24 protein-coding genes are annotated in these 26535 nt (G+C 70.4%); 8 read left to right on the top strand and 16 right to left on the bottom strand.

Annotated features, from left to right (window positions below; all coding sequences use genetic code 11):
* Positions 1 to 86 precede the first annotated feature (86 nt).
* From uxaC to SANBI_RS08905, 4 genes are all read left to right on the top strand, one after another.
* Positions 87 to 1547: a glucuronate isomerase gene (gene uxaC / locus SANBI_RS08920; RefSeq protein ID WP_319160940.1), complete on the top strand. Its 1461-nt coding sequence runs from the start codon at positions 87 to 89 to the stop codon at positions 1545 to 1547.
* A gap of 103 nt (positions 1548 to 1650) precedes the next feature.
* Positions 1651 to 3096: an MFS transporter gene (locus SANBI_RS08915; RefSeq protein WP_319160938.1), complete on the top strand. Its 1446-nt coding sequence runs from the start codon at positions 1651 to 1653 to the stop codon at positions 3094 to 3096.
* Between the two features lie 64 nt (positions 3097 to 3160).
* A complete protein-coding gene (locus SANBI_RS08910) occupies positions 3161 to 4744 on the top strand; it encodes a UxaA family hydrolase (protein WP_319160936.1) in 1584 nt (527 codons plus the stop codon).
* Between the two features lie 95 nt (positions 4745 to 4839).
* The gene (locus tag SANBI_RS08905; protein WP_319160934.1) at positions 4840 to 6327 is read left to right on the top strand and encodes a tagaturonate reductase; all 1488 of its coding nucleotides are present in this window, start codon (positions 4840 to 4842) and stop codon (positions 6325 to 6327) included.
* Between the two features lie 33 nt (positions 6328 to 6360).
* On the opposite strand, the gene SANBI_RS08900 is transcribed toward SANBI_RS08905, so the two are convergent.
* Entirely contained in the window at positions 6361 to 7368 is a 1008-nt protein-coding gene (locus SANBI_RS08900) for a LacI family DNA-binding transcriptional regulator (protein WP_319160932.1), read from the bottom strand.
* A gap of 87 nt (positions 7369 to 7455) precedes the next feature.
* Positions 7456 to 8304, bottom strand: a complete 849-nt coding sequence (locus tag SANBI_RS08895; RefSeq protein ID WP_408669746.1) for a CPBP family intramembrane glutamic endopeptidase — start codon at positions 8302 to 8304, stop codon at positions 7456 to 7458.
* Positions 8305 to 8460: 156 nt separating this feature from the next.
* Between SANBI_RS08895 and SANBI_RS08890 the strand changes: the two genes are divergently transcribed.
* Positions 8461 to 9240, top strand: coding sequence for an alpha/beta fold hydrolase (locus tag SANBI_RS08890; protein WP_319160930.1), 780 nt, complete (start codon positions 8461 to 8463; stop codon positions 9238 to 9240).
* A gap of 140 nt (positions 9241 to 9380) precedes the next feature.
* On the opposite strand, the gene SANBI_RS08885 is transcribed toward SANBI_RS08890, so the two are convergent.
* Both SANBI_RS08885 and SANBI_RS08880 read right to left on the bottom strand, forming a co-directional pair.
* Positions 9381 to 9947 (bottom strand): dihydrofolate reductase family protein, encoded by a 567-nt coding sequence (locus SANBI_RS08885; RefSeq protein WP_319160928.1) that lies wholly within the window; start codon positions 9945 to 9947, stop codon positions 9381 to 9383.
* A gap of 174 nt (positions 9948 to 10121) precedes the next feature.
* Positions 10122 to 10817 carry a hypothetical protein gene (locus SANBI_RS08880; RefSeq protein ID WP_319160927.1) on the bottom strand — a complete coding sequence of 232 codons (696 nt, stop codon included), beginning with the start codon at positions 10815 to 10817 and terminating at the stop codon, positions 10122 to 10124.
* A gap of 130 nt (positions 10818 to 10947) precedes the next feature.
* On the opposite strand from SANBI_RS08880, the gene SANBI_RS08875 reads away from it, so the two are divergent.
* Positions 10948 to 12201 (top strand): phospholipase D-like domain-containing protein, encoded by a 1254-nt coding sequence (locus SANBI_RS08875; protein WP_319160925.1) that lies wholly within the window; start codon positions 10948 to 10950, stop codon positions 12199 to 12201.
* Here SANBI_RS08875 and SANBI_RS08870 read toward each other — a convergent pair.
* From SANBI_RS08870 to SANBI_RS08860, 3 genes are all read right to left on the bottom strand, one after another.
* Positions 12185 to 12625 carry an SRPBCC family protein gene (locus tag SANBI_RS08870; protein ID WP_319160923.1) on the bottom strand — a complete coding sequence of 147 codons (441 nt, stop codon included), beginning with the start codon at positions 12623 to 12625 and terminating at the stop codon, positions 12185 to 12187. The genes SANBI_RS08875 and SANBI_RS08870 overlap by 17 nt on opposite strands.
* 122 nt (positions 12626 to 12747) lie before the next feature.
* Positions 12748 to 12930, bottom strand: coding sequence for a hypothetical protein (locus SANBI_RS08865; RefSeq protein WP_319160921.1), 183 nt, complete (start codon positions 12928 to 12930; stop codon positions 12748 to 12750).
* 119 nt (positions 12931 to 13049) lie between these two features.
* Positions 13050 to 16448, bottom strand: a complete 3399-nt coding sequence (locus tag SANBI_RS08860) for a pyruvate carboxylase (RefSeq protein WP_319160919.1) — start codon at positions 16446 to 16448, stop codon at positions 13050 to 13052.
* A 185-nt stretch (positions 16449 to 16633) separates the two neighbouring features.
* Here SANBI_RS08860 and SANBI_RS08855 point away from each other — a divergent pair, with 185 nt between their 5' ends.
* Complete coding sequence (locus SANBI_RS08855) at positions 16634 to 17407, top strand: ParA family protein (protein ID WP_319160917.1); 774 nt, start codon at positions 16634 to 16636, stop codon at positions 17405 to 17407.
* Between the two features lie 127 nt (positions 17408 to 17534).
* Here the strand turns inward: SANBI_RS08855 and SANBI_RS08850 are convergent, their stop codons facing one another.
* The 7 genes from SANBI_RS08850 to SANBI_RS08820 form a co-directional block, all read right to left on the bottom strand.
* A complete protein-coding gene (locus tag SANBI_RS08850; protein WP_319160915.1) occupies positions 17535 to 18113 on the bottom strand; it encodes a MerR family transcriptional regulator in 579 nt (192 codons plus the stop codon).
* A gap of 217 nt (positions 18114 to 18330) precedes the next feature.
* Entirely contained in the window at positions 18331 to 19110 is a 780-nt protein-coding gene (ftsR, locus tag SANBI_RS08845) for a transcriptional regulator FtsR (protein ID WP_319160913.1), read from the bottom strand.
* Positions 19107 to 19610, bottom strand: coding sequence for an FHA domain-containing protein (locus SANBI_RS08840; RefSeq protein ID WP_056132722.1), 504 nt, complete (start codon positions 19608 to 19610; stop codon positions 19107 to 19109). The genes ftsR and SANBI_RS08840 overlap by 4 nt, the downstream gene beginning before the upstream one ends.
* Before the next feature lie 181 nt (positions 19611 to 19791).
* Positions 19792 to 21021, bottom strand: a complete 1230-nt coding sequence (locus SANBI_RS08835) for a DUF881 domain-containing protein (protein WP_319160909.1) — start codon at positions 21019 to 21021, stop codon at positions 19792 to 19794.
* Positions 21018 to 21350, bottom strand: a complete 333-nt coding sequence (locus SANBI_RS08830; RefSeq protein WP_012866819.1) for a small basic family protein — start codon at positions 21348 to 21350, stop codon at positions 21018 to 21020. Before SANBI_RS08830 ends, SANBI_RS08835 begins: the two co-directional genes overlap by 4 nt.
* 45 nt (positions 21351 to 21395) lie before the next feature.
* A complete protein-coding gene (locus SANBI_RS08825) occupies positions 21396 to 22262 on the bottom strand; it encodes a DUF881 domain-containing protein (RefSeq protein WP_056132717.1) in 867 nt (288 codons plus the stop codon).
* Positions 22259 to 22837 carry a CDP-alcohol phosphatidyltransferase family protein gene (locus SANBI_RS08820; protein ID WP_319160906.1) on the bottom strand — a complete coding sequence of 193 codons (579 nt, stop codon included), beginning with the start codon at positions 22835 to 22837 and terminating at the stop codon, positions 22259 to 22261. The genes SANBI_RS08825 and SANBI_RS08820 overlap by 4 nt, the downstream gene beginning before the upstream one ends.
* 330 nt (positions 22838 to 23167) lie before the next feature.
* On the opposite strand from SANBI_RS08820, the gene SANBI_RS08815 reads away from it, so the two are divergent.
* Positions 23168 to 25000, top strand: a complete 1833-nt coding sequence (locus SANBI_RS08815; protein WP_319160904.1) for a DEAD/DEAH box helicase — start codon at positions 23168 to 23170, stop codon at positions 24998 to 25000.
* A 154-nt stretch (positions 25001 to 25154) separates the two neighbouring features.
* On the opposite strand, the gene SANBI_RS08810 is transcribed toward SANBI_RS08815, so the two are convergent.
* Complete coding sequence (locus tag SANBI_RS08810) at positions 25155 to 25625, bottom strand: PH domain-containing protein (protein WP_319160902.1); 471 nt, start codon at positions 25623 to 25625, stop codon at positions 25155 to 25157.
* Between the two features lie 37 nt (positions 25626 to 25662).
* The gene (gene hisG / locus SANBI_RS08805; protein ID WP_056132708.1) at positions 25663 to 26511 is read right to left on the bottom strand and encodes an ATP phosphoribosyltransferase; all 849 of its coding nucleotides are present in this window, start codon (positions 26509 to 26511) and stop codon (positions 25663 to 25665) included.
* Positions 26512 to 26535 lie beyond the last annotated feature (24 nt).

Below are 26535 nucleotides of genomic sequence, written 5' to 3'. Positions count from 1 at the left end.
GCGCCCTTCGACCAGCAGGATGCAAACGTGTGCATCGACAGATGCCCATGAGTGCAGACCTACGAGTCGCGGACCGAGGACGTTCTATGACACCCCAAGCCCAGATGCCCCAGAGCAGCACCGCAGCACCAGCACCGCTCACGCTCCACCCCGACAGGGCGCTCCCGACAGACCCGCGCCAGCGCGACGTAGCCCGGCAGATCTACGAGACGACCCGCTCCCTCCCGATCATCTCGATGCACGGCCACGTCGAGGTCGAGGCCTTCGCCGACAACCAGCCCTTCGCCGACCCGGCCCAGCTGCTCGTGGTCCCCGACCACTACGTCACCCGCATGCTCGTCTCGCAGGGGGCAGCCCCTGAGACCCTGGGCATCCCGCGGGTCGACGGCGGCCCTGTCGAGACCGACAGCCGGGAGATCTTCCGCAGGTTCTGCGCGGGCTGGCACCTCTACAGGGGGACACCGTCCAGGTACTGGCTCGAGCACGAGCTCGTCGAGGTCTTCGGGATCGACCAGGTGCCCTCGGCGGCCACGGCAGACGCGATCTTCGACACGATCGCCGCGCGCCTCGCCGAGCCCGACTTCCGGCCGCGCCAGCTGCTCGACAGGTTCGGCATCGAGCTCATCGCGACGACCGACGCCGCGACGAGCACGCTCGAGCACCACGCCCACCTCGCGGCAGAAGGCCTGGGGGACCGGGTGGTCCCGACCTTCCGGCCCGACGCCGTCGTCTACCTGGACCGGCCGGCCTGGCGCACAGACATCGACGAGCTCGGCACGGTCTCCGGGATCGACACCGGGCACTACGCCGGCTATCTCGCTGCGCTGCGCCAGCGCCGTGAGGCATTCGTCGCCGCAGGCGCGCTGGCCAGCGACCACGGGCACCTGAGCGCCGACACCACGCCGCTCTCCGACACCGTCGCCGCCGAGATCTACGCCCGCGCGCTCGAGGGCCCCGTCGAACCCGCAGAGGTGCAGGCCTTCGCTGCGCACATGCTCTTCCAGATGGCCGCGATGGCCGCCGAGGACGGGCTGGTCATGCAGATCCACCCCGGGGTCCTGCGCGACCACCACGACGCCGTCTACCAGGCGCACGGCCAGGACAAGGGCTTCGACATCCCCGTCGCCACGGAGTACACCCGTGCTCTGCGGCCGATGCTGCAGGCCTTCGGCACGCACCCCGGCTTCCGCGCGATCCTCTTCACCGTCGACGAGACGGTCTACAGCCGCGAGCTCGCGCCGCTCGCCGGCGCCTACCCGTCCCTGCGCCTCGGCGCCCCGTGGTGGTTCCTCGACTCGCCCGAGGGGATGCGCAGGTTCCGCGAGACCGCGACCGAGACAGCGGGCTTCTGGAACACCTCGGGCTTCGTCGACGACACGCGGGCCTACGTCTCGATCCCGGCCCGGCACGACCTCTCCCGCCGCATCGACGCCGGGTTCCTCAGCAGGCTCGTGACCGAGCACAGGCTGACGCACGACGAGGCCGTCGAGACCGCGGTGGTCCTGGCACACACGCTGCCGCAGACCTCGTACGCCCGGCGTCCCTGACGCCGGTCTCGGGTCGTCGGCCACGGCGTCGACGGCCCGGGAACCGCACTGCACCCCGCGAATCCCCCTTCGAAGCCCCTTTTCCTAGCACCCAAGGACCCCCATGACCTCCGCACCTGAGGCAGCGCCGCCCAGCTCGCGTCCCGCAGCCGACCTGCACGGCAAGCTCTCGCTCCGCTCCAAGATCGCCTACGGCCTCGGCGACATGGGCAACGGCTTCATGTTCGACCTCGGACAGGCCTATCTGCTCAAGTTCTACACCGATGTCGCCGGCATCCACCCGGCCGCAGCGGCCGGCGTCTTCGTCTTCACCAAGATCTTCGACGCCTTCATGGACCCCGTCGCCGGGATCTTCGTCGACCAGCGCAAGGGCGGCGGCCGCCACGGACGCTTCAAGCCCGTGATGATGTACTCCTCGATCGCGCTCGCCATCCTCACCGTCGTCACGTTCCTCACGCCCGGCGGCACCGATGGCGTCAACCTCGTCTACGCCTACGGGTCGTACATGGCGTGGGGCGTCCTGTACTCCTTCACCAACGTGCCCTACGGCTCGCTCGCCTCCGTCATGACGCAGGACCCCGAGCAGCGCGCCCAGCTGGCCTCGTTCCGCCAGGCAGGCTCGGTCACCGCCCTGCTCGTCACCGGCATCGCCTTCATGCCGATCGTGCACGCCTTCGACAACGAGCGCGTCGGCTTCGCGACAGCCGCCGGGGCGATGGCTGTCGTGGGGATCATGGGCTTCTACGCGACCTTCCGCGGCACCCGCGAGGTGGTCCCGGTGGCACGGTCGACCGAGAAGATCACGCTCCGGGGCTTCGCGACCACCATCGGCCAGAACCGGGCGCTCCTCGTCCTCATCCTCATGACGGTGTTCTCCATCTCGGCGTACAACATCAAGCCCGCGATGATCGTCTACTTCACCGACTACAACCTGCAGAACCAGGACCTGCTGTCGGTCGTGAACTTCTTCGGCATCGGCTCGTCGATCCTCGCCATCCTCACGATCCCCTCCCTGGTCAAGCGCTTCGGCAAGAAGCAGGTGGCGATCTCCGGCTTCGCGCTGGCCGCGGTCGCCGACGGGCTCAACTTCCTGCTGCCGACGAACACCGTGGTGTTCACCATCCTGTACAGCCTCTCCTTCGTCGGGATCGCCCTGCCCAACGGGATCACCTGGGCTCTCGTCTCCGACGCGATCGACTACGGGCACTGGCGCTCCGGCGTCCGCCGCGAGGGCATCACGTACTCGATGTTCAACTTCTCCCGGAAGATCGCCCAGGCCGTCGCCGGCGGCGCCGCAGGGTTCGGGCTGTCCCTCATCGGCTACGTCCCGAAGTTCACCTCCGACCCGGCGATGGCGGACCAGGCTGACGGAATCCTCCAGGGGATCAAGTCGCTCCAGACGCTCTACCCGTGCATCGCGCTGACGATCGCCGGCGCCGTGCTGTTCTTCCTCTACCCGTTGACCGACAAGCGCATCACCGAGCTCGTCGCCGAGACCCGCGAGCGCGAGGCGGCGACCGCTGTCTCCGACGAGCCAGGGGCCCGCTGACGCGCGAGGAGCGCGTGAGGCCTCAGGCGCACCAGCCCACCCATCCCGAGCACAGGAGCTCTCCGTGACAAGCACGACCCCCGCAGCAGAACCCGCAGCCCCCGCAACCCGCCACAGCCCTCTCGCCCTGACCGACTGCACCCTGCGCCTGGCGGAGGGAGACGAGGTCGTCGTAGCGATCCGCGACCTCCCTGCGGGCACTCGGCTCACCGCAGGCGACCACACCCTCGTCCTGCGGTCCGACGTCCCGCGCGGCCACAAGCTCGCGGTGCGGGACGTCCCCGCCGGCGGGCAGGTCCACAAGTACGGTCAGTCGATCGGCCGGGCGACGGCTCCTGTCGTCGCGGGCGACCACGTCCACGTCCACAACCTCGGCATGGACGCCGCCGCCGCAGAGCACGAGCTCGCGACGGTCCACACCGAGCTGCCCGTCCCGACAGGCCTGATCCGGACCTTCGACGGGTACCACCGCGCCGACGGTCGTGTCGGCACCCGCAGCTACGTCGCGATCCTCACCTCCGTCAACTGCTCGGCCTCGACAGCCCGGATGATCGCGGACAAGGTCACCCCGCTGCTCGTGGACTACCCGAACATCGACGGAGTCGTCGCGCTGACCCACCAGAGCGGCTGCGGCATGATCCCGGCGTCGTCGGGCGGGACGATGTTCCAGCGGACCCTGCACGGCTACGCCTCGCACCCCAACGTCAGCGGGCTGCTGGTCCTCGGGCTCGGCTGCGAGATGATCCAGGTCCAGTCGATCACCGACACGCTGCCCATCGCCACAGACACCCTCGTGGAGTCCCTCACCATCCAGGACCAGGGCGGCATCCGCGCGACGGTCGAGGCCGGAGTCAAGGCTGTCGCGGCGATGCTGCCGATCCTCGACACCCGTCGTCGCGCGCCCGCGCCGATCTCCGAGCTCGTGCTCGGTCTCAACTGCGGAGGGTCAGACGGCTACTCGGGCATCACCGCGAACCCGGCCCTCGGCTACGCCTCAGACCTCCTGGTCGCGGCTGGCGCCACCTCGGTCCTCGCCGAGACCCCTGAGGTCTACGGGGCCGAGCACCTCCTCACGCGGCGGGCCGTGTCCGAAGACGTCGCCCGGACGCTCCTCGAGCGGATCAGCTGGTGGGAGCAGTACGCCGAGGAGGGCGGCGGCAGCCTGGACAACAACCCGTCGCCCGGCAACAAGGAGGGCGGTCTGACGACCATCCTCGAGAAGTCTCTCGGTGCCGTCGCCAAGGCCGGTCACGCTGACCTCTCGGCCGTCTACCAGTACGCCGAGCCGATGACGACCCGCGGTCTCGGCTTCATGGACACCCCCGGGTACGACCCCGTGTCGGTGACGGGTCTGGTCGCCGGGGGAGCGACGGTCGTCTGCTTCACCACGGGCCGTGGGTCTGTCCTCGGCTCGCGTCCGGCGCCGACCATCAAGCTCGCGACGAACACGGAGATGTTCGAGCGGATGTCGGACGACATGGACCTCAACTGCGGGCGCATCGTCGACGGCACCTCGACCCTCGCGGAGGTCGGGCTGGAGATCTTCGAGTGGATCATCGCCGTGGCCTCGGGCCGCACGACGGCCAGCGAAGAGCTCGGGCTCGGTCAGGACGAGTTCGTGCCGTGGCAGCTCGGCACCGTCACGTGAGCGCCCGCAGCGCTGAACCGACGACCCAGGCGCCCGGGACCACAGCCGCACCCGGGCGCCGCACACCACGCACCGACGACCCAGAGGACACACCCATGCAGCCGCTCGACAGCACCACGGTCCACCGCACGGCCCGACCTGTCACCGTGCTCCAGATGGGAGGCGGGAACTTCCTGCGCGGCTTCGTCGACTGGATGATCCACGTCGCCGACGAGGCTGGCGTCATGGACGCCGGTGTCGCTGTCGTCCACGTGACAGACCGGCCCGACCCCGCCTTCGAGCTCCTGCGAGCGCAGGACGGGCTCTTCCACGTCACGCTCGAGGGCATCAAGGACGGGCAGCCTGTCCGCGAGATCACCCGGGTCGAGTGCGTCCAGGAGGCCGTCGCCGCGCACACCGAGTTCGAGCGCTACAGGGACCTCTACCTGGGCGCGGACCTGCGGGTCCTGGTGTCGAACACGACCGAGGCGGGGATCGTCTGGGTCGAGGACGACGACATCACCGCCCGTCCGCCCGCCTCCTTCCCGCTCAAGGTCACGGCACTGCTGCACGACAGGTTCGAGCACTTCGGTGGTGACCCCACCAAGGGGCTCGCGATCGTCCCGTGCGAGCTCATCGAGGACAACGGGTCGACCCTGCGGGAGTACGTGCTGCGGCACTCGGCCGCCGCCGGGCTGTCCGAGGAGTTCCAGCAGTGGGTCCGGGAGTGCTGCACCTTCAGCGACACCCTCGTCGACCGCATCGTCCCGGGCTTCCCACGTGACGACATCGCCCGTATCCAGACCGAGACGGGCTTCGACGACCAGGTCGTCGTCAAGGGTGAGTACTTCCACGTGTGGGCGATCAGCGGGGGAGAGGCTGTGCGTGAGGTGCTGCCCCTCGACAAGGCCGGGCTCGACGTACGGTTCATGGAGGACATCACGCCGTTCCGCGCCCAGAAGGTCCGGGTGCTCAACGGCTCTCACACGGCGCTCAGCGCCGTCGGCCTCCAGCTGGGCCACGAGAGCGTGCGGGAGGCCTTCGAGGACCCGACGGTCCGGCGCTTCGTCGACGAGCTCGTGGCCGACGAGGTCTTGCCGACCATCGACGGGGAGCCCGAGGTGCTCCGCGAGTTCGCGGCCGGGATCCTCGAGCGGTTCGGCAACCCGTTCTTGCACCACCGGCTGGCGGACATCGCACTCAACGCGGTCTCGAAGTGGCGCACCCGGAACCTCCCGGTCTACGTCGACAGGGTCCGGGCGGGGGAGAGCGCACCGCTCACCGTGCTCTCGCTCGCCGCTGTGCTGCTGCTGCAGTCCGGGGCGGCCGCCATCCCGGGCTTCGTCCCCGTGGACGACGCCGGTGCGCTGGCGCTGCTCGCCGGCGGACCTGGAGCCGGTGAAGACGGAGGCGCCGGGGACGGAGCTGACAAGGCTGCCGTGTGGGTCGGGCGAGCTGTCCGTGGTCTCGACCTCGCTGCAGGGCTCGACCCGGTCGAGGCTGACGTGCTGATCGCTCGCACCGCAGAGATGGTCGAGTCGCTCACGACCGAGGGTGCACGAGCCACCCTCGCCAGGGTGCTCGCCGAGAGCACCGTCGGCTGACGGGTCTGACCCCACCCGCGATCGACCGCGGTCTCACGCTCCGGCGTGAGGCCGCGGTCCTGTGCTCTCCCTGACCACCAGAGACGTGGGGATGTCGAGCGGAGGGCCCTGGGGCGCTTCACCGGACAGGTGCGCGTGCAGCCGGTCGACAGCGACGGCACCCGCGTGCCGCAGGGGGATCGCCACCGATGTGAGGGCGGGGGTGATCAGACCGGCCATGACGATGTCGTCAAAACCGACCACGCTGATCTCACCCGGAACGTCGACACCCTGCCGGACGAGCCGGGCCAGCAGGCCCACCGCCATGACGTCGTTGGACACGAGGACGGCGCTCACCCCGGAGCGCATCGTGACGTCAGCGGCGCTCGCTCCACCGTCGACGGTGGGCGCGAAGGTGCCGATCTCGACGCCGGACAGGCCGTGCTCGCGCGTCGCGACGTGGAAGGCCTGACGACGGTCTGCGTTGGACCGGCTGCTCCCTGTCGCCGAGACGAACCCGATGTCGCGGTGCCCGAGCCCGTGGAGGTGCTCTACGGCCTGCCGCACGCCGCCCGCGTTGTCGAAGGTCACGGGTGGCACGGCGCCCGGTGCGTCGGTACCGGAGCCGCGGTTGACCAGGACCATCGGTTGCAGCCTGGCGGCTGCAGCGAGCTCGGTGTCGCTCATGCGGGGCGAGCACAGCACGAGGGCGTCGACGTTCCGCGCGAGGGTCGTCACCAGCTCGACCTCGGTCGACGGGTCTTCGTCGCTGTCCGCGAGCAGGACGGAGTACCCGACGTCACGGGCGCGGTGCTGCACGCCGCGGACGATGTCGGAGAAGAACGGGTTCGACAGGTCGGGGACGACGATGCCGAGCGCGCCGGTGCGCCCGGTCTTGAGCGTGCGGGCAGCCCTGCTCGGCACGTAGCCGATCTGCTCGGCGAGCGCCAGGATGCGGTCGCGCGTCGTCTCGTCGACCTTCTCCGGCCTGGAGAACGCCCTCGAGATGGTGGAGGGGGAGACCCCGGCGAGGGCGGCCAGGTCACGGATCGTCGCTGCCATGACCTGCGTGCTCCTCGCGTCCGGGCAGTCCTGGGCGGCCTGCGACTCACCACATCGTAGGGGGAGCGGCAGACCGTCTGGTCCAGGTCAGCTCGGCGCCGTGACGAAGACGTCGAAGAGCTCCGGGTGGTGGGCGTGCACGAGGACGCCGAAGACGACGAGGTCGAAGAGCAGGTGCACCGCCACGACGTAGGTCAGTGACGCGCTCTTGGCGAAGATCCAGCCCTGCACGAGCGCGAAGGGCACCGTCAGCAGCGGACCCCACTCGCGGTAGCCGAGCTCCCACAGGAACGACACGAAGACGACCGACTGCAGGACGTTCGCGGTCCAGAGCCCGAAGTGCGCGCGCAGCAGCGCGAAGACCGTGCAGATGAAGAACAGCTCGTCCCAGATCCCCACGGCGTTGACACCGAGGAACAGCCGCGCGATGTCCTGGTCGCCGTCGAGGTCCGGCCAGTTCTGGTACGCCCCAGAGCCGATGAAGTACGGCGGGAGGATGAGATAGCCGATGACGACGACAGCGACCAGGTAGCCGATCTGCAGCCGGGTCCAGCGTCGCCCTGTCGCCACGGGGAAGGTGATCGTCCGCTGCCCGAAGACCCAGCGCGAGAGCGCCCACGGCACGAGCACGGCGAGGGACAGCGCGACCGTGAAGCGCAGCATCCCGGCGTTGGAGAGGTCTGCCTGGAGGGAGATCGCGGAGATGATCGCCATGCCGAGGGCGATCAGCGCGAGGTCGCGCCCGAGCCGGCGGTCGACGACGAGGGCGAGCGCGACGCCCAGGACGAGCGGGACGAAGCCGAGCGGCCGGACGTGGACGGCGAAGATCAGCACGGCCGAGCCGCACACCAGCGCTGCGGCGAGCAACCGGGCGGGAGAGCCCACAGACCATGGACCGGGCTGGACCTGGGCGGGCGCTGTGGGCGTCGTCGTCACCCGCCCAGGGTGCCACGTGGCGTCGGACGTCGCGCGTCGGGCCTGGCGGGGTGTGGACGGCGCCCGTGGGGTCTGGCGGGGTATGGGCGTCAGTCGCGGCCGGACCGGGGGAGCCCGTCCGGGCCGGGGGACAGGTCGTGGTCGTACGCTCGCTCTATGGAGTACGACGTCCGCGGGACGAGGGTGCACTACGTCGAGCACGGCCAGGGTCGACCCGTGCTCGTGCTGCACGGCGCGGGCGTCGACCACCGCGAGGCCGTCGCGGCCTTCGACCCTGCGCTCGCTCGGCACGGTGGGCTCCGGCGGCTGTACCCCGACCTGCCCGGCTCGGGCCTGACGCAGACCGCCGAGACCGTGAGCAGCGCCGAGGACGTCCTCGATGTCCTGACCGCGCTGGTCGACGAGGTCGTGGGGGACAGGCCGCTGCTCCTCGTAGGCCACTCCGCCGGCGCCTACTACGCCCACGCCCTCGCCGACAGGGCGCCCCGGCGCGTCGCCGGGCTGGTCCTCGTGTGCCCGCTGCTGCCCTGCACTCACGACGTCCCGCCGCACGAGCCGGTCGTGGCCGACGACGACCTGGGTGACGCAGGATTCCGCTCGTACTTCGTGGTCCAGACGCCCGCCATGCTCGCGCGCTACAGGGAGGTCGTCGCACCCGGCATCGCCGCTGTCGACGCCTCCACGGCTGAGCGTCTCGGAGCGCGATGGGAGCTGGCACCCAGCAAGGACCCGTACGCCGGTCTGGTGCTCGTCGTCGCAGGGCGCCAGGACTCGACCGTCGGGTACGCCGCGGCGGTCGACCTGCTGGGCAGGTATCCCCGAGCGACGCTCGTGGTGGCCGACGGTGCCGGGCACGCGCTGCCCCACGAAGCGCCCTCGGTGCTGGGCGGGGTGCTCGACGGGTGGCTCACCGATGCCGTCGAGCACCATGGCTGAGTCTGTGCCCATCCCGAACGTGACCCACCTGGAGGAGACACCATGACCAGGGCGAGACAGCCTGACGGCGGCGACCGAGCGGGGGAGTCACGAGCACGCAACAGGGGAGTCACGCCACCCTCGTGCTCCAGCCTGCGTCGTCAGTCCTTCCGGACGGCGTAGCGGAGCCAGACCACCCCGCTGTCGAAGCGGTGGTCGTCGAGCAGGTCGAGGTTCAGCGGCAGGTCAGCGGGCAAGAACCGCAGACCGTCGCCGACCGACACGGGAGAGACGTAGGGCTGGATCTCGTCCACGATCCCAGCGCGCAGTGCGTGGGCCGCGAGCGTCGGGCCCTCGATGGAGACGTCGTGGTCGAGGGCGTCGACCATCGCCCGCACGGCCTGGGGGTCGAACGTCCGTTCGAGGGTGGTCTTCGCCGTCGACGTGGAGTCGAGCGTCGTCGAGTAGACGATCTTCTCTGCGCTCTGCCACACGGTCGCGAAGCGCCTGACGAAGTCTGGGTGCGCCGGGTCGTCGAGCGCCGTCTCCCAGAACGTCATCATCTCGTAGATGCGCCGGCCGTACAGGTATGTGGCGGCAGCCGCGAACTTCTCCGCGATGAAGTCGTGCAGCTGCTCGTCGGTGCTGGCGCCCCAGTCGGTGTTGCCCGAGGCGTCGGACGCATACCCGTCGAGCGACGAGATCATGGAGTAGATCAACCGGCCCATGAGGTTCACTGTAGGGAGCCGCGTCAGTACGGTCTAGAGGCATGGTCGAGGTCATCGTCGAACCTCCGGACCGGCACGAGAACACCCTGATCAGAGCCCCTCTCCGTCAGACCACGGTAACGCCGATAATGTACGTTATGACATTATGGCGATGTGGAGAGCCCAGGCCCGGCCTCAGTCACCCTCTCCCGGCAGCTCTGCGTCGCGGTCGACGAGCAGCACCTCGAAGCCGGCGTCACGCAAGTGATCGACCAGGTCCGTGCTGCACGAGATGTACATCGAGTCGTGGTAGATCGGGCAGGCCAGCAAGAACGACCCGTCGTCCGGCCACACGAACACCGGCAGCCTCAGGTGCTCGTCGTCCGCGGTCCGGGCGCCGAGCCACGAGACCGGTGCTCGGTGCGGCACCAACCCTCCAGACCGTCGAGCCAACCCGGTGAGCCACGGCGGACAGCCGGTGTCGAGCCCGTCGGTCTCTCCGGCATAGCCCTCCCACAGGAAGAACCAGCACCCGTCCGGAGTCGTGGTGTGCTCGCCGAGGACAGCGGCGAGCGCGACAGAGAACACCCCTCCGGGCGTGGCGTACGCCATCCTCAGACCGGTGCGCCCCACCAGCTCCAGGCCACACTCCAGATCTGACCACCGCGCGGCGGACGTCAGCATGCCGTCGGCCATGCCCGTCGTCTCGTCGTGCGCAAAGACCTGCGCGCCGGCCTGCGCGAAGATCTGGGCCACGAGCCCCTCCCAGGGCCACCGGCTGTCGCCCGGACCGTGCAGAGGGAGGAAGATCCGTGCCGCGACCTCGTGCGTGGACGTCGTGAAGGCACTCACCCGCAGGTCCTCGGGGCCCAGGCTCGGGACGACGCCCATCCGCCCCCCTCCCCTGCGACGACGACGCACACCCGGCCGTGGTGCGCTCCAGGCCATGCTAGACGAGCGCTACGGCCCGGATCAGCGCGTCACCAGGCCGAACGTCCCGCCGCCGTCTAAGGTCGTCGGTGTGGACGACCTCGAGCACACAGCCATCCGATTTGCGCAGAAGACGCTCAAGCGAGCCATCGTCCTGTCCGCCGTCACACCCTTCGTGGTCGCCGGCGGCGTCGTGGCGCTCGACCACTGGTCCAAGCGCAAGAAGTCGCGCAAGGCGGTCTTCCCGCACTCGAAGCCCGTGAGCTCGACGGTCGAGACGACAGGGACCACGATCTACACCTTCGGTGAAGACGTCTACGCCGCCATGCTCGAGGCGATAGAGGGCGCGACCGAGCGCATCTTCATCGAGACGTACATCTGGAAGGGCGACGAGGTCGGCCGCCAGTTCAAGGACGCGCTCATCGCGGCCCACGAGCGTGGTGTCGAGGTCTTCGTGGTCTTCGACGGCTTCGCCAACGCCGTGGTCCCCCGGTCGTTCTTCAGGTTCCCCGAGGGCATCCACGTCCTGGAGTACCCGATCTTCCGCCCGCAGGTCCTGCTCATGGACCTCAAGCACACCGGCCGAGACCACCGCAAGATCTTGGTGGTCGACGACGAGGTCGGGTTCGTCGGTGGGTACAACATCGGCACGCTCTACGCGACGCAGTGGCGCGACACGCACCTGCGGGTCACCGGGACGGCGGTGTGGGAGCTCTCGAGCGCCTTCGTCGACTTCTGGAACCTCAACCGCAAGGCCAAGCACCCGGCGATCGACTCCCCCGGCACCATCACCTGGGTCCCGGGCTTCCAGGCTGCGCGCAACGCGCCGGCCCGTCGGGTCTACCCGATCCGCAACCTGTACCTCGAGGCCTTCCGCAGGGCGACGAGCCACATCTACCTCACCCAGGCGTACTTCATCCCTGACCGTGAGCTGCTCGAGGTCCTCGTCGCCGCGGCACGCCGCGGTGTCGACGTCAGGCTCATCGTCCCCGAGGCGTCGAACCACGTGCTCACCGACTGGCTGTCCCGCGGGCTGTACTCCCAGCTGCTCCGCGCCGGCGTGACCATCTGGTTGTTCCGCAACGCGATGGTCCACGCGAAGACCGCGACGGTCGACGGGCGCTGGACGACCATCGGCACGGCGAACATCGACAGGCTCAGCCTCACCGGCAACTACGAGATCAACATGGCGATCTACGACACGGGGATCGCCGCGCAGATGGAAGACATCTTCGCCCTCGACCTCACCAACTGCCGCGAGCTGCAGCTCGACGCGTGGGAGTCCCGCTCCCCCGTCGCGAAGATCGGCGAGCTGCTGCTCACCCCGCTCAGCCCTCTGCTGTGAGCACCCGCTCCATGGTGTCGAAGAACCCGCGGTAGCCCTCGGCGAGCTGGGCGTACTGCTCGTCGGTGAACCCGCTGTTCATCTGGGTGAAGATCATCTCGGTCCCGCCCTCGACGGCGAGGAGGTCGACCGTCAGCGGCGCCCCGGGATCGGTCCCCGGCGCGTCGGTCATCGTCAGGACCAGCCGGTTCGGCGGGTCGACCTCGACGAACGAGCCTTCCCAGTGGATCTGGTGCCCGTCGGGCAGGTGCATGACCGCGCTCCACGCGCCGCCGGGGCGCACGTCCATCGAGAGGGTGTCGAGCGGGACGTCCACGGCGTCGGTGCCGAACCACACCGAGAACACCTCGGGCATCGTCCAGGCCGCGAACACGCTCTCCGGGGTGACGGGGAAGGTCCGGGTGATCGTCAGGCCGTCAGTCATGGTGCGCTCCTCGGAGGGTGTGGTGGTGCGGTCAGGGGCCAGACCTCACGGTCTGGCCCCTCCTGGTGGCTCTCAGACCTGGCGGTCGTCAGACGCTGCTGGAGCTGAGGGCCTGCACGTCGTCAGACCCTGTCGGCGTCGGCGATCTCTTCCTCAGGACGCGGCGGGACCGTCTCGTCGGCCTCGATGACGGGCACCTCGTCGAACTCCGGGTGCTCGTCGTGGATGGCGTCGGCAGCAGCCTGCAGGCTGTCGGTCTCTCTCGCGGGGGTGGCGCTCGGCTCGGGGACTGCGCTCTCGCTCATGATGCTCTCCTCAGCTGGTGGGACAGACCTTCACGCTAGACACCGCTGCTCACCTGCGCCACCGCGCACGCGGGGACTGGCTCCCCCGCGCCACCGCGACGCGAGACCGCACCTGCTCGTCAGCCGACGACGAGCACGAGGTCGCCGCCCTCGAGCTGCTGCACGCCGCCGATCGCCAGCCGCTGGACGACGCCCTCGACGGGGGTGGTGATCGCCGCCTCCATCTTCATCGCCTCGACCGTCGCCACGGTCTGACCGGCCTCGACCCTGTCCCCCTCGGCGACCACGGGGGTCACGGCCCCCGCGAAGGGTGCACCGATCTGCCCGGGCACCTGCGGGTCCGCCTTGTCTGCCACGGACCCCGAGACCTCGATGCTGCGGTCACGCACCGGGATCGGACGGATCTGCCCGTTGAGCGTGAACATCACGCTGCGGATCCCGCGCAGGTCAGGTTCGCCCACGGCCTCGAGCCCGACCAGCAGCCGGACCCCACGGGCGAGGGCGATCTCGACCTCTTCGCCGCGCTGCAGCCCGTACAGGTAGGTGCTCGTCTCGAGGACGCTCACGTCGCCGTAGGCGGCGCGCGTCGCACGGAAGTCCTTCGTCGGACCGGCGAAGAGCAGCTCGTTCAGCCGGTCCCGGCGCTGCGCCGAGTCTCCCGCCAGGGCCGCGAGGTCCTCGTCGGAGAGCGGGGTGACACCGGCCCGGACCGTCCGCCCGGCGAGGGCGCGCGTCCGGAAGGGCTCGGGCCAGCCACCGGGCGGGTCGCCGAGCTCGCCGCCGAGGAAGGCGATGACCGAGTCGGGGATGTCGTAGTCCTGCGGGTTCTCCGCGAAGTCCGCAGGGTCCGCGCCGCGCGCGACGAGCTGGAGCGCGAGGTCCCCGACCACCTTCGACGACGGGGTCACCTTGACGAGCCGCCCGAGGATCCGGTCGGCCGCGGCATAGGTCGACTCGATCTGCTCGAACCTGTCGCCCAGACCCAGCGCGATCGCCTGCTGACGCAGGTTCGACAGCTGGCCACCGGGGATCTCGTGCGTGTACACACGTCCTGTCGGGCCCGACAGCCCCGACTCGAAGGGGCTGTACAGACGGCGCACGGCCTCCCAGTACGGCTCGAGGTCGCAGACCGCGGCCAGGGACAGCCCCGTGTCGCGCGGGGTGTGCTCGAGCCCGGCGACGAGCGCCGACATCGACGGCTGGCTCGTGGTCCCGGCCATCGCTGCGCTCGCCACGTCGACGGCGTCGACACCTGCCTCGACGGCGGCCAGCAGCGTGGCCATCTGCCCGCCGCTCGTGTCGTGGGTGTGCAGGTGGACGGGCAGGTCGAAGCGCTCGCGGAGCGCCGTCACGAGACGCGTGGCAGCGGCTGGGCGGAGCAGACCGGCCATGTCCTTGATCGCGAGCACGTGCGCGCCGGCCGCGACGATCTTGTCGGCGAGAGCGAGGTAGTAGTCGAGGGTGTAGAGCGTCTCGTCCGGGTCCAGCAGGTTGCCCGTGTAGCAGAGCGCGACCTCCGCGACGGCGGTCCCGGTCGCCCGGACGGCCGCGATCGCCGGGGCCATCTGCTCGACGTCGTTGAGGGCGTCGAAGATGCGGAAGATGTCCACGCCCGTCGCCGCCGCCTCCTTGACGAAGGCCTCCGTCACCGCGGTCGGGTACGGGGTGTAGCCGACGGTGTTCCGGCCACGCAGCAGCATCTGGATCGCGACGTTCGGCAGCGCCGCACGGAGCTTCGCGAGACGCACCCAGGGGTCTTCGCCGAGGAACCGCAGCGCGACGTCGTACGTCGCCCCGCCCCAGGCCTCCACCGAGAGCAGCTCGGGCGTGAGCCGTGCGACGTAGGGCGCGACGACCTCGAGGTCGTGCGTGCGGACGCGGGTCGCCAGCAGCGACTGGTGCGCGTCACGGAAGGTCGTGTCGGTGACCGCCACCGCAGTCTGCTCACGCAGCGCGCGGGCGAAGCCCTCGGGACCGAGCTCGAGCAGGCGCTGCCTGCTGCCCGGGACGGCAGGCTCGGTCACGTCGACGGCCGGGAGCTTGTGCTTCGGCTCGATCGCCCCCGTCGAGGCACCGTTCGGCTGGTTGACCACGACGTCGCCGAGGTAGGCGAGCAGACGGGTCCCACGGTCGGCGCTCTCCCGCGCGGCGAGGAGCTCCGGACGCTCGTCGATGAAGGACGTCGAGACGTCGCCCTCGACGAAGGCCTCGTCGGCCAGCACGGCCTGGAGGAACGGGATGTTCGTGCGGATGCCGCGGATGCGGAACTCGGCGAGGGCACGCCGAGCACGTCGCACGGCCGTCGGGTAGTCGCGGCCGCGGCAGGTGAGCTTGACGAGCATCGAGTCGAAGTGCCCGGAGATCTCAGACCCGGCCGTGGCCGTGGCCCCGTCCAGGCGCACACCTGCGCCGCCCGGGGACCTGTAGGCGACGATGCGCCCGGTGTCCGGGCGGAAGCCGTTCGCCGGGTCTTCTGTCGTGATGCGCGTCTGCAGAGCCGCGCCGTTGACCCTGACGTCCTCCTGCCGGATGCCGAGGTCTGCGAGGGTCTCCCCCGCGGCGATCCGCATCTGCGACGAGACGAGGTCGATGTCGGTGACCTCCTCGGTCACCGTGTGCTCGACCTGGATGCGCGGGTTCATCTCGATGAACACGTGCTGACCGGCCCGCTCCCCCACGGTGTCGACCAGGAACTCGACGGTCCCGGCGTTCTGGTACCCGATGGCCCGGGCGAACTTCACGGCGTCGGCGCAGAGCGCGTCGCGGATCGCGGGGTCGAGGTTCGGTGCCGGGGCGATCTCGATGACCTTCTGGTGCCGGCGCTGGACCGAGCAGTCGCGCTCGAAGAGGTGCACCACCTCGCCGGTGCCGTCGGCGAGGATCTGCACCTCGATGTGGCGCGGGCGCAGCACGGCCTGCTCGAGGAACATCGTCGGGTCGCCGAAGGCGCTGTCGGCCTCCCGCATCGCCGCCTGGAGCGCCTCGCGCAGGTCCTCGGGACGGTCGACGCGGCGCATGCCGCGGCCACCACCCCCGGCGACAGCCTTGGCGAAGATCGGGAAGCCGATGCGCTCGGCCGCTGCGACGAGCTCGTCGAGGTCGGCCGAGGGCTCGCTCGACTCGAGGACGGGGATGCCCGCCTCCCGTGCGGCTCGCAGCGCGCGGACCTTGTTGCCGGCGAGCTCGAGGACCTCGGCGGGTGGACCGATGAAGGTCAGCCCGGCGTCGACGCAGGCACGGGCCAGGTCAGGGTTCTCGGACAAGAACCCGTAGCCGGGGTACACGGCGTCGGCGCCTGCACCCTTCGCGACCCGGATGATCTCGTCGATGTCGAGATAGGCGCGGACGGGGTGCCCCTCGTCGCCGATGAGGTACGACTCGTCGGCCTTGAGGCGGTGCTCGGAGTTGCGGTCCTCCTGCGGGAACACCGCGACGGTGCGCGCACCCATCTCGTAGGCGGCGCGGAAGGCGCGCACGGCGATCTCCGCTCGGTTGGCGACCAGCACCTTGGTGAACACGCAGACATCCCATCGTTCGGGGGCTCGACAGCCTGGACGGCTGGCCCGATCCTCCCACGGACAGTCCCGAGGTGGGTGAAGCCTTCCGACCCACGGACGGTGGTCGCCCGGAACCACCCGATCACCCCTGGTCGCAGGGCTCTGGGCCCTTTCGTCCCACCACCTCGCACCGCTACAGTTGCCGCGTGCCAGTGCTAGGTGTCTGCAGTCTGAAGGGCGGCGTCGGCAAGACGTCCGTCACCCTGGGTCTCGCCTCCGCCGCCGTGGCTGCGGAGATGCGCACCCTGGTCGTCGACCTCGACCCCCAGGCGGACACGACCCTCGCCCTGGGCGCGACCGGTGCCGCGGCACAGGACGTCGCTGCCGTCCTGGACAACCCGGCCCGGTACGTCGTCGACTCGGCGATCGCCTCGTCAGCCTGGGACCCCGACCTGCTCGACGTCCTCGTGGGGTCCTCAGACTCGGTCCGTCACGACGGTCCGACCTACGAGCACAGGCTCCAGAACCTCTCGAACGCGCTGAGCACCCTCGACGAGTACGACCTGGTCCTCGTCGACTGCCCGCCCTCGCTCGGCGGCCTGACCCGGCAGGGACTCACGGCGTGCACCCGCGCCCTCGTGGTGACCGAGCCAGGGCTGTTCTCCGTCACGGCCGCGGCGCGCGCCTTCCAGGCGATCGACGCACTGCGACGCGGTCCGGCGCCCCGGCTCCAGCCGCTCGGCGTGGTCGTCAACAGGGTGCGGGCGCGCTCCTCCGAGCAGACGTACCGCCAGCAGGAGCTCGACGGGATGTTCGGACCGCTGATCCTCTCCCCCGCGATCCCCGAGCGGGCAGCGATGCAGCAGGCACAGGGAGCTGGTCGGGCGATCCACGACTGGCCCGGCACCTCGGCGAGCGAGCTCGCGCAGGGCTTCGACGCTCTCCTGGCCCGAGCCGTGCGCGCGAGGTCAGACGTCTGAGACGCTCCACACCTGAGACGCCAGGCGCCCGATCAGTCGGGCACCGAGACGAACGCTGCGGCGGCGGCCCCGAGATTTCGACCTGATCCGGCCAGGGCCTCTGGGGTGCTCGGTCAGCCGGGGCCCGTCAGCCGGCGGTGCGGGCCTGGCGGCGTGCGGAGAGCTCGTCGGGGACTGCTGCGACAGGCTCGAGGCGCTCTGTCGGCAGGGTCGCGAGGGTGCCCTCGACCTCACGCCACACACGGCCGACAGCGATGCCGAAGACCCCCTGTCCACCCTGCACGAGGTCGATGACCTCGTCGGCCGACGTGCACTCGTAGACCGAGGCGCCGTCGCTCATCAGGGTGATCTGCGCGAGGTCGTCCACCCCGCGCTCACGCAGGTGCATCACTGCGGTGCGGATCTGCTGGAGCGAGACCCCGGTGTCGAGCAGACGCTTGACGACCTTGAGGACGAGGACGTCCCGGAAGCTGTACAGGCGGTGCGTGCCAGAGCCTGTCGCAGGACGGACCGTGGGCTCGACCAGACCGGTACGGGCCCAGTAGTCGAGCTGGCGGTAGGTGATGCCAGCAGCACGGCAGGCGGTCGGACCGCGGTAGCCGATGGACTCGTCCAGGTCAGGGAGGTCCTCGTCGAAGAGGAGTCCCTGCGTGCGTCGGGGAGCGGGCGTCCCACCAGGGACGCCGTCACGACCGGTTCCGCTCACAGCTGCCTCCGTCTCGATGCCTCCACCTGGACCGCGCCGCAGGCTGCTGCCCGACGCCGTGCGTCGGTGCGCCTGCCGCTGTGCGACGGACCCCTGGTCGCGTCGGCGGGACGTGCCCGCCGAGCACCCGGTTCGTGGATGACCATGCTCACGCTAGGGGTCCGCGGTCACCGGGTCAACGACCGTCGGCGGACGACTTCTGGCGTGTCGGCCGACGTCAGCGCGGGAGCTCGTCGATCCCCTGGCGGACCCACACCGTGTGCAGGCGCGCCATGAGCTCACCGAGCTCCGACGCCGTCGCCGCGGCCTGTCCCCGGGCGGCCGGGGACTGCTGGCCGCGCAACGGCGAGACGACCTGGTCGACGAGGGTCACGTGCCTGTCGGCAGCCGACCGGAGCGTGCGCAGGTGCCGCGCCTCGATGCCGTAGACACCGAGCTGGGCGGCCGTCTCGACGACGTCGCGCGCGAAGGCGTCAAATCGACCGCCGGCGTCAGGACGCAGCACACCGGCGTTGACGAGCTCTTCGACGAGCGCCACCGGCACCCCGCACTCGGCGGCGAGCAGGTCGGAGCTCGACGGCCCACGACCAGCCGTCGCGGTCTGGCCCCCTCGTGCGACGAGCCGCGGGATGAGCGGCCTGTCGCTGCTCGCGACACCCTCGTCGAGGGCACTCAGCTTGTCCTTGATGACCTTGAGCGGCAGGTACCTGTCACGCTGCTCGATGAGCACGAACCGCAGTCGCTCGACGTCGGCAGGGCTGTACTTGCGGTACCCGGACGAGGTCCGGACCGGCTCGACGAGCCCCTGCTCCTCGAGGAACCTCAGCTTCGAGTGGCTGATCGCCGGGAACTCCAGGCGCAGGCTGGCCAGCACGTCGGAGATCCGCATCGTCGCCTCGCGCGAGATGCCGTGGGGCCAGGTGTCGACGACCTCGGGAGCGGCTGCGTCGTCGCCCTGGTCCCTCGTCGGGTCGTGCGTGGGGCGCGCTGCGGTCACTCGGCGGCCGGCCCGTCGCTGGTCGCCTCGTGCTGGCGGGGGCTCGGGTAGAAGAGCATCCGGTACTTGCCGATCTGCACCTCGTCACCAGCCTTCAGGAGGGCCGAGTCGATGCGCTCACGGTTGACGTACGTCCCGTTGAGCGACCCGATGTCCCGGACCCTGAAGTCGTCGAGCTCGCGGACGAACTCGGCGTGCTTGCGCGAGACCGTGACGTCGTCGAGGAAGATGTCCGACTTCTCGCTGCGGCCCGCGACGGTCTTGTCGTCGTCGAGGAGGAACCTCGACCCGCCGCTCTGGCCACGGCGCATCACCAGGAGCGCTGACGTGCGCGGCAGGGCGGCCACGGCCGCCTGCTCCTCGGCAGTGAGGCCGGGTGCTGCGGAGACGTCGTCCTGCAGACCGCTGCCGAAGCTGATCGTCGTGTCTCCGAGAGCCCTCTGGGCGGCAGCACGCGACTGGTCCGGCTGGCCCCCGGGGACTTCAGTGCTGCTACTCATGTCGCCTCCTGATCATGCGGTCCCGCGGTCGTCCACGGGTCTCTCTCGGCACTGACTGCGCTACCGGTCCGGCAGGCATCTGATCTGCACAACCTTAGATGGTCCGTCTAGGTGACGAAACCACCGCGACCCGCCCGTCTCACCCGTGCCGACCTGCTGGAGAGCACCGACGGGGCAGATCTCACCCGTCTGTCGCGGGCTTCGCGAACTGGGGGTCGGCCGGGTCGCGGACCGACCGGATCTGCACGAGCTCCTTCTGGGCGATCGTCGTACGGCCACCGCTCGTGGTGATCGAGGCCATCGCCCCGCCCGGGATCGCCATCGCCGGCTCGAGGGTCTGCGGGTCGCCGATGACCGTCCAGCGGTAGGGCGGGGCCACGACGATCCCGTCGACCGAGACCCCCGAGGCCGTGTCCTCGAAATAGCTGCTGGTCACCATGCGGATCCCGTTGACGTCGATCGCCTCGGCGCCGGCGTTGCGCAGCTCTTCGAGGACGTTGAACAGGCGCGCGGCCGAGATCGGCGAGTCGCCCTGCACGATCTGGATCTCGAGCCCGGGGCCCTCGGCCGGCAGACGGCCGGAGAGGATCCCCTGGATCTCGGCGTTCTTCTCGGCCAGCTCGACGGCAGCCTGCTGGGAGTCCGAGCCGGACCTCAGCTCGAACTCGGTCTCGCGCAGCGACGACGCCTCGCGCTCGAGGCTGTCGGAGCGCTTGCTCACGTCGTCGAGGATCCGCACGAGGTCGGACTGGCGCAGGCCGGAGAACTCGTCCTGCTGGTTCTGCTGCAGCTGGACCACGAGCGCAAAGCCGAGGACGGCGCAGAGGACCGCTGCGAGCACCTGAGCCCGCGTCATCCGGGGGCGGAAGGCCGACCGGAGACGGCGACCCGGGGTCATCGCGGCCCGGGCGGCGCGACGTGCCTCCTCCGGGCTCTGCGGGGTCTGATCGGAGGCCGCATCAGACGCGTCGGGACTCGGTGACGGGGTTGTCGAGGGCCTCGCTGCTGATCCACCGGCTGCAGGGCGCGGGGCTGGCGACGCGACGGGCGGACGACCAGGGCGCGCCACCGCGGCAGGGGTCGAGGATCCCGCCTTCTTGACGGGTGGTGGCCGCATGGCCGTCTCGCCGTCGTGCGCAGGGTTGGGCACGACCCTGACGACGCTCAGCGGGAGGACGACCTCGATCTCGTCGGTGTCCGGGTGGGTCTCGGCCCGGCTGCGGGGCGCGGTCGCACCGACGGGGATCGAGGGCGGAGGCGTCGCGGCTGCGGGGGTCTCGGCGGCGGCTGGCTCGGTCTCGGCGGCAGCAGTCTCGGTCTCGCGGGCGACGTCGGGCTGCACCCGCGCGTCGGGCGTGGCCTCGGGAGTGTCACGCGTGCCCTCGTCGGGGCTTCCTGTCGGCGTGCTCATGCCTTGAACAGGTGACGGCGGATGGCCGCGGCGTTGGAGAAGATGCGGATGCCGAGCACGACCACCACGCCTGTCGAGAGCTGCGTGCCGACGCCGAGCTGGTCACCGAGGAACACGATGAGCGCGGCGACCACCACGTTCGACAAGAAGGACACGAGGAACACCTTGTCGTCGAACATGCCGTCGAGCAGCGCGCGCAACCCACCGAAGAGCGCGTCGAGCGCAGCCACGACGGCGATGGGCAGGTACGGCTGGAGGTACACGGGCACCGTGGGCTCGAGGAGCAGCCCGGCGACCACCCCGATCAGCAGACCGAAGACCGGAATCACGTGTCACTCCCCCACCCAGTAGTTCCTGACGCCTCGGTCAGCATGTCAACCCTCGTCATTATCCTTGCCGACGGGCCCTGCGTAGAACAGCACGCGTGTCGGCCCCGCAGGCACTGTGAGCTCGTCGCTCGACGAGACGTTCGTCTTGATCCCGTACTGCGACCCGAGAGCGCTCAGCTGCCGCGCCGCAGAAGAGCGCGCCAGCCCGGTCTCCAGGTCGTTCGTGCCACCGATGGCGACCACCTCGTACGGGGCGCTCACACCGACCAGGTCGACGAGGATCGCGCTCCCGGCGCTGCGGATCGCGGTCGTCGAGGTGAGCCGCTGGTCGTTGACGGCGATCGCCTCCGCGCCAGAGGCCCAGAGGGCGTTGACCAGCATCTGCAGGTCCGAGTCCTGCACGAGAGCCGCCGGCTCGTCGGCCGCGTTGGGCCCGTTCTCGACGGTGACCACGATGCCCTGGCCGCGGGCCGCGATCGTCCCGTTGGAGAGCCCGTCCTGCGTGAGCTGCTCGACAGCCTCCGGGTCGGAGGACGACAGCGCGGCGTCCCGCAGCTCGTCGATCGACGCCTGGAGGTCGGTGTTCGTCTGCGTCCGCTCGGCGAGCTGGGCACGACGGCTCGTGATCTCCTCGACGAGGAGCTCGCGCGCCGCGACGACCCCCGGCTGGGGTGCGCGCAGCTGCTGGGCGGCGCTCGCCGTCGAGAAGCCGAGCACGACAGCCAGGACGAGCAGCCAGATCACGGTCCGGTTCCGGCGCGGCGGCGCCTCGCCCCGCGCCTTGCGGCGAGCGGCCTCCGCATAGCCAGCGTCGAGAGGTCGGTGCATCACCTCGTTGAGGAGGGTCATCGAGGCGTCGACGGGTGGGCGCTTCGCCAGGCTCGGGTCGTCCACGTGGTGGCCCGGCGTCACGACGGCGTCCCCGCAGCAGCGCGGTGCTCGGCGACGAGCTCGCGGGCCTGCACCACGTAGAGCGCACCCGAGGCCCAGTAGAGCCCCACGCCCCACCACGCGAAAGCCCAGCCTGCGGCGTGCGCGACGGCACCGAGCGTCCCTGACGACTCCGCGAGCAGCAGCAGCGGGAAGGCGTAGAGCAGAGCGAAGGTCGCCGCCTTCCCGAGGAAGTTCACCGGCAGCGGCCCGTAGCCGAGGCGCGTGAGCGTCGGCAGGAGGCACGCCATGAGCACGTCCCTGGACAGGATCACGACGAGCAGCCACAGCGGGACGACGTCGCGCCACGCGAGGGCGACCAGCGTGACGAGGATGAACAGGCGGTCGGCAGCGGGGTCGAGGACCTGGCCCAGCTTCGACACCTGGTCGAGCCGGCGGGCCACAGCGCCGTCGAGCCAGTCGGTGAACCCGGAGAAGGCGAGCACGAGCAGGGCGGCGACGTCGTGAGAGGTGATGATGAGGACGGCGAACACCGGCACGAGGGCCAGCCGCAGCATGCTGATGAGGTTGGGGACCGTGAGCACGCGTGTGCTCACCTGCTGCTCGTTCACCTCGGCCACCGCTGCCTGCCCCTCACCGTGCGCGTCCCTGCTGTGCTGTCATCTTAGGGTGCGCCGCCGTCACGCCCTCCCCTGCTGCGTGCGCGACCAGCACCTTGTGGTCGAGGTCACCGCGCCCGACGCTGGTCTGCGGCACCCTCCAGGGCGTACTGTGGAGCCATCCCTCGGAGTTTGTCGCGGGTCCCGCGTGTGCGTGTGTCAGTGGCCGGTCACGGCCCAGTGTGTGTGTTTCGGGATTGCGACTCCAGATCGACAGGTCGAGCTGACCTCCGCTTCCCCCACACCACTGAACGGTTGTAGTCCTCCATGACGTCTTCTGACATCTCTGCGCCCGAGAGCGCCCTCACCACCCCCACGCCTGCTGCTGAGGCAGTCACCTTCGCGGACCTCGGCCTCCCCGCCGAGCTCCTCTCCGCGGTGCTGGACCTCGGCTTCACCATCCCGTCGACCATCCAGGAGAAGGCCATCCCGGCCCTCCTCGCCGGCAACGACATCACCGGTGTCGCCCAGACGGGTACGGGCAAGACCGCAGCCTTCGGACTCCCGATGCTCGCCGCCGTCGACCCCGAGCTGCGTCGCACCCAGGCCCTCGTCCTGGCCCCGACCCGCGAGCTCGCCATGCAGGTCGCCGAGGCCATCGAGACCTTCGCCAAGCACCTCCCCGGCATCGAGGTCGTCCCCGTCTACGGCGGCTCGCCCTACCCGCCCCAGGCTCGTGCGCTCTCCCGCGGCGCGCAGATCGTCGTCGGTACCCCCGGTCGTGTGATCGACCACCTCGAGCGTGGCACCCTCAAGCTCGGTGACATCCGCTTCCTCGTCCTCGACGAGGCCGACGAGATGCTCCGCATGGGCTTCGCCGAGGACGTCGAGAAGATCTTCGGCGCCGCTCCGGTCGAGCGCCAGGTCGCCCTGTTCTCCGCGACGATGCCCCCGCAGATCCGCCGCGTCGCGCAGCACCACATGCGCCAGCCCGTCGAGATCGCCGTGTCGCGCCAGTCGTCGACAGTCACCTCGGTCACCCAGCAGTACGCGGTCGTGCCGTTCCGTCACAAGGTCGGCTCGCTGACCCGCGTGCTCGCCACCTCCGACGCCGACGCCGCGATCGTCTTCTGCCGCACCCGTGGCGCAGCAGAAGAGGTCGGCTCCGCCCTCATCGAGCGTGGCATCTCCGCCGCGACCATCTCCGGTGACGTGGCGCAGAAGGATCGCGAGAAGATCGTCGAGCGCCTCCGCGCCGGCGCCCTCGACGTCCTCGTCGCGACCGACGTCGCGGCCCGTGGCCTCGACGTGGACCGCATCGGTCTCGTCGTGAACTTCGACATCCCCGGCGAGCCCGAGGCCTACGTCCACCGCATCGGCCGCACGGGCCGCGCCGGACGCACGGGTGTCGCGCTCTCCTTCGTCACCCCGAACGAGCGCGGTCGCCTCAAGCAGATCGAGCGCACGATCCGTCAGCAGCTCGTCGAGATCGAGATCCCGTCGCCCGCCGACGTGTCGGCCCACAAGGTCGCCACGCTCCTCGGACGCGTGGACGCCCGCCGTGACGCCGGTCGCCTGTCGATGTACACCGACCTCGTCCGCACGCACATCGACACCCACGGCACCGACCCGGCCGAGCTCGCCGCGATCCTCGCAGCCCTGGCCGTCGGCGACGACGGCCCCCAGGCTCGTGAAGAAGAGGCAGCCTTCGAGGCGCAGCGCGCCGAGGCCCGTGACGCCCGCAAGCGTCGTGACGACGACCGCGCCCCGCGCGAGCGCCGTGACAACGACCGTCCGTCGCGCGGTGTCCGCCGCGAGTCGACCGGTACCCGGTACCGCCTCTCCGTCGGTCACACGCACGGCGCCCAGCCGAGCGGCATCGTCGGCGCGCTGACCAACGAGGGTGGCCTCTCGGGCAAGGACCTCGGCAAGATCGACATCTTCCCGTCTTTCTCGCTCGTCGACATCAGCGCCCCGCTCGACTCCGAGACGATCGACAAGATCTCCCGGGCCCGCGTCGCCGGCAAGGCGCTGCGCATCAAGCTGGACGATGGCCCCGCGCCGACCCGTCCCGCCGCTGGCGGCCCGCGCAACAGCGCACCGTCCGGCCGTCGCGAAGAGCGTTTCGACCGCAAGCCGCGCACGGACGCCCGCTACTGAGGCGCTGCTGACAGGTCGTCCCTGCGGGGACGACCGGTCGTAGGCACCGTCCACAGCACGACAAGAACCCCCGGCCTCTCGAGGCAGGGGGTTCTTGTCGTCTCGCTGACAGCGGGGCTGACCGGGCTGCGGGGCCGAGCGCGTGCTGCTGGTGTCAGACCGCGGGGCCCGAGCCGTCCTGCTCCTGGCCCTCGCCGTGGCGGACCACGAGGGCTGCGAGGCGCCGGGCCTCGCTCACCGCGTACTCGCCGTCGGCTCGTTGGACGGCCATGACCGGCCAGGTCGTGCCGTCGGAGATCTCGAGGAGCACCCAGGGGTCGCCCGAGCCGAATCGCACTGCGAGGACCTGCGTCCACTCGAGGGTGCGGACGCGCAGGAGGTTGCGGACCGTGACGCCGTGCTCGTCCACGCGGGCGCGGACCGTGGCCTGACGCCAGAGGAAGACGCACCCGGCGACCAGGACCACCGAGGTGCCGAGAGCGTCGGCAGGCGCGTAGCCACGGCCGTCTGTGCCAGGAGCCTGCCAGAGGACGAGGAGTCCCCCGAGCACGATCACGACGATCGCACCCCAGGCCACGTAGCGGACGAACCGCGGCCTGAGGTCTGCGTAGACGTCACGTGCCATGGGCACTCCTCTCCGACCGGTCAGACGGCCGGGACCGTCAGAGCCTGCAGGCGTGGATCGAGGTCACCAGGATCGCACGGGCACCGACGTCGTACAGGGCGTCCATCACCTGGTTGGTCTCGGCGCGGCGGACCATCGCGCGGACGGCAGCCCAGTCGCGGTCGTGCAGCGGGGAGACCGTCGGCGACTCGAGGCCCGGGGTGATCGCCACGGCGGCATCGACGAGGGACGCGGGGACGTCGTAGTCCATGAGGACGTACTCGTGCGCGGTGAGCACACCCTGGAGACGACGCGTCAGCGTGTCGAGACCGGCGGGTGACTCGACACCCTTGCGGCGGATGAGCACAGCCTCGGACCTGAGGATCGGGTCTCCGAAGATCTCGAGCCCGGCGGCGCGCAGCGTGGTGCCGGTCTCGACGACGTCGGCGATGACCTCGGCGACGCCGAGACGCACCGAGCTCTCGACGGCACCGTCGAGGTGCACGATCGCTGTCGGGGTGATGCCGTGCTCGGCCAGGTACTGGCCGACGAGCACCGAGTACGAGGTCGCGACGCGGCGTCCTTCGATCTGCGCGATGTCGGTGATCTCACCGGTCGGCGCGGCGAAGCGGAAGGTCGATCGGGCAAAACCGAGCGGGAGGTGCTCCTCGGCGTCGGCGGCCGAGTCGAGCATGAGGTCGCGGCCGGTGATCCCGGCGTCGACGGTCCCGGCACCCACGTACACGGCGACGTCGCGCGGGCGGAGGAAGAAGAACTCCACGTCGTTGTCGGGGTCGGCGAGCACGAGCTCGCGGGTGTCACGACGCTGGCGGTAGCCAGCCTCGCGCAGCATCTCGGAGGCGGGCTCGGACAGGGACCCCTTGTTGGGGACGGCAATACGCAGCACAGGAGGACTCGCGTTCGTGAGAGA

The organism is Sanguibacter biliveldensis (assembly GCF_033798665.1).
Lineage (GTDB): Bacteria > Actinomycetota > Actinomycetes > Actinomycetales > Cellulomonadaceae > Sanguibacter > Sanguibacter inulinus.
Note: the sequence above shows the minus strand (reverse complement) of the source record. Positions and strands in the feature narration are given on the sequence as shown.